The sequence below is a fragment of the Aeromonas sp. ZOR0002 genome, from assembly GCF_963866995.1.
Taxonomy (GTDB): Bacteria; Pseudomonadota; Gammaproteobacteria; order Enterobacterales; family Aeromonadaceae; genus Aeromonas; species Aeromonas caviae.
Window position 1 is genome coordinate 15,094 of sequence record NZ_CAWMFQ010000273.1, and the last position, 2,709, is coordinate 17,802.

The window sequence follows — 2,709 nt, forward strand, 5'->3', positions numbered from 1 at the left end:
CGGTGCCGAGCCGCAGATGGAGGGTTCCATGATGGCGTTCGGCATCAACGGCAAGCGCTCCATGAGCGAGCTGTTCATGAGCCACCCGCCCATCGAGCAGCGCATCGCCGCCCTGCGTGGCTGATAGCCAGTCATCTAAAGAAAACGGCTGCCCTCGGGCAGCCGTTTTGCATTCCGGGGACGGGGTTTTGCCCCCCGATCACCCTATTTGATCACCAGATCCGTCAGGGGCACGGCGCAGCAGGTGAGGATCTTGCCCTCGGCACGCTCGGCGGCGCTGATGGCGGGGGCATCGGGGTGATCCACCTCGCCCGAGACCAGGGTCTGCTTGCAACTGCCGCAGATGCCGGCACGGCAGCTCCAGGGCAGCTCTACCCCCTGCTTGTTGGCCTGATCCAGCACGGTGCCCTGGTTGTTGCCCGCAAACTCCCGCTCGCCGATACGCAGTTGCACCGCCTGATGGGGGCGGGCCACCGAGAGCAGGGCCCCGCCAAAGCTCTCCTGGCGGATGCGCCCGGCCGGTACGCCGAGGGCGGTCAGCCGGTTGGCTGCATCGGCCATGAAGCCGTGGGGGCCGCAGATGAATACCTCCCGCTCCTGCAAATCCCGGATCCGGCCCAGATGATCGTCATTCAGACGGCCGCTGAGCCCCTGCCAGTGTTTGTCAGGCTGGCTCAGGATCAGGGTGAGGGTCATTCCCTGCTGCGCCATGGCGTGCAGCTCGCTGGCGGCAGGAATATCCGCCTCGCTGCGACACAGGTGCATGAAGTGGACGTCACCGAGCTCCCCCCGTAGTGCCAGAGTGCGGGCAATGGAGAGCATGGGGGTGACACCGGATCCCGCCGAGAGCAGCAGCAGCCTGCGCTCGGACCCTAAGTGAAACTCGCCGGCCGGGGGGGCGGCCAGCAGGTGATCGCCCACGCGCAGCTCATGGTGCAGCCAGGGGGAGAGGCGGCCATCGGCCAGCTTCTTGACGCTGATGCTGTAACGCTCGGGCCGCTCCGGCGTGGAGCTCAGGGTGTAGCGGCGTTGAACCCGTGTGTTTTTGATATCGAGGCTGATGGGCAGGTGCTGGCCAGGCAGGTAGTCGGGCAGGGGCTCGCCGTCGGCGGCCTCGAACCAGAAGGTTTCCAGATCCCGGGCCAGGGGTTCCCGGGCGACGCACACCAGCTCCCGCTTTTTCGGGGCCGCGTTGGGGTAGACCGGCGCCCGGGCCCGCTCCAGCACCTCGATCTCGCTGCCCGCGTCAATCCAGCCCTCGTTCAGGGCCACCAGATTCTGGCCGAAATAGACCTCACCATCTTCGCCACGGCGGTAGCGGGTGAGGGTGGCCAGCGGCTCTTTCAGGGCATTGAAGCGCTCCGTGCCTGCCTCCACCGTGGTCATGATGCAGCGGCTGCACGGCTTGTCCACCCGAAACTCCACCTCGCCGATGCGGATCCGCTTCCAGCCATCCTCTTCGAAGGGGCGGGTGCCGCTCGCCACCAGGTTGGTACGAAACTGGCTCATCTGGTGCAAGGCATCGGATCTCAGGTTGAGATCCTCAAGGGAAGCCTGGCTGATGAGCAGCAAGGGGTAGCCGTCCGCAAAGCTCACCCGGGTGCCGGTCTTCTCCCGAAAACGATCGGATGCCTCCCCGAGCCAGAGCAGGCGCACCGGCTCCCTCGCCACCCGGCTCAGCCACTCATCGGCGTCGGGCCCGGTGTGCAGGGCGGTAAAGCGATCCCCCCAGACACCGGTGTGCTGAGGGGCGCGACTGAACGCCGCCTCCATGAGGGCAAGGGGGGGAAGACCTGGATAGCGCAGTTGCAGCCCCCCCTCGACAGGGGTGGCCACCACCTGCTGCAACTGGGGATGGGTGCGGGCGGTGATAAAGGTGCCATCCGGTTTGACCACCATGTAGCGGCGATCCCCGGCAAGTCCCTCCTGGGTCACCTGGGCGCGCTCCAGCGGCATGCCTGCCGTCGATTTGATGGGGTAGAGATGTATGCTGGCGAGGGTCGGCATGTCCTGGTCCTTGTGCTGTGGCGATTCCTGTGAAGAGGGGAAGATAACGATTCCTGTCCCGGGCGGCAATCTTCTCCTGCTGCCCACGTCGAGGGCGGCGAGGGGGCCCGGGCGACAGGCCCGAATGGCTGCGGGGTGTGACGGGGATCCGGTTGTGAAGGGGGCGACCCATAAAGCGCAACATTTATTGATCCTGATCCACCATGTCGTACAAAAAACGGCCCATCATCGGGCCAGCTTCCAGTTTCTGACGCTTTCGCTTCTTCCCTCTCCGGCCACCGTCTGCCCAGGCAACACGGTATCAAGCGCATTCGGATGGGGCCTGTCACACAAAAAGAAGAAAGCAATGTATGAGCAAACAACTGGATATGACCCCACAGCCGGATCTCTCCCAGAAAACGGGAACAGGCCCGGTCCGTACCCGGCTGCCCGTCTGGCGGCCGGCCCTGCCACCTTGCAACCACGCCTGCCCGGCTGGCGAGAACATCCAGGCCTGGCTTGCCCTGGCCGAAGCGGGCCGCTTTGAGGCGGCCTGGCAACGCCTCATCGAAGAAAATCCCCTGCCTGCAGTCCACGGGCGGGTCTGTTATCACCCCTGCGAAACGGCCTGCAACCGTGCCCAGGTGGATGATGCCGTCTCCATCCACGCCATCGAACGCTTCCTCGGCGACGAGGCGCTGGCCCGGGGCTGGCAGGCAGGGG

At 65.5% G+C, this 2,709-nt stretch carries 1 protein-coding gene and 2 pseudogenes; 2 read left to right on the forward strand and 1 reads right to left on the reverse strand.

All coding sequences use genetic code 11. The features are described from left to right. Positions 1 to 124 (forward strand): annotated as a pseudogene (locus tag AACR77_RS14810) (protease HtpX); the annotation flags it as partial. A gap of 80 nt (positions 125 to 204) precedes the next feature. On the opposite strand, the gene AACR77_RS14815 reads toward AACR77_RS14810, so the two are convergent. After that, positions 205 to 2,007: an MOSC N-terminal beta barrel domain-containing protein gene (locus AACR77_RS14815; RefSeq protein ID WP_042882510.1), complete on the reverse strand. Its 1,803-nt coding sequence runs from the start codon at positions 2,005 to 2,007 to the stop codon at positions 205 to 207. Positions 2,008 to 2,357: 350 nt separating this feature from the next. Between AACR77_RS14815 and AACR77_RS14820 the strand changes: the two are divergent. After that, positions 2,358 to 2,709: pseudogene (locus AACR77_RS14820) on the forward strand (NAD(P)-binding protein); the annotation flags it as partial.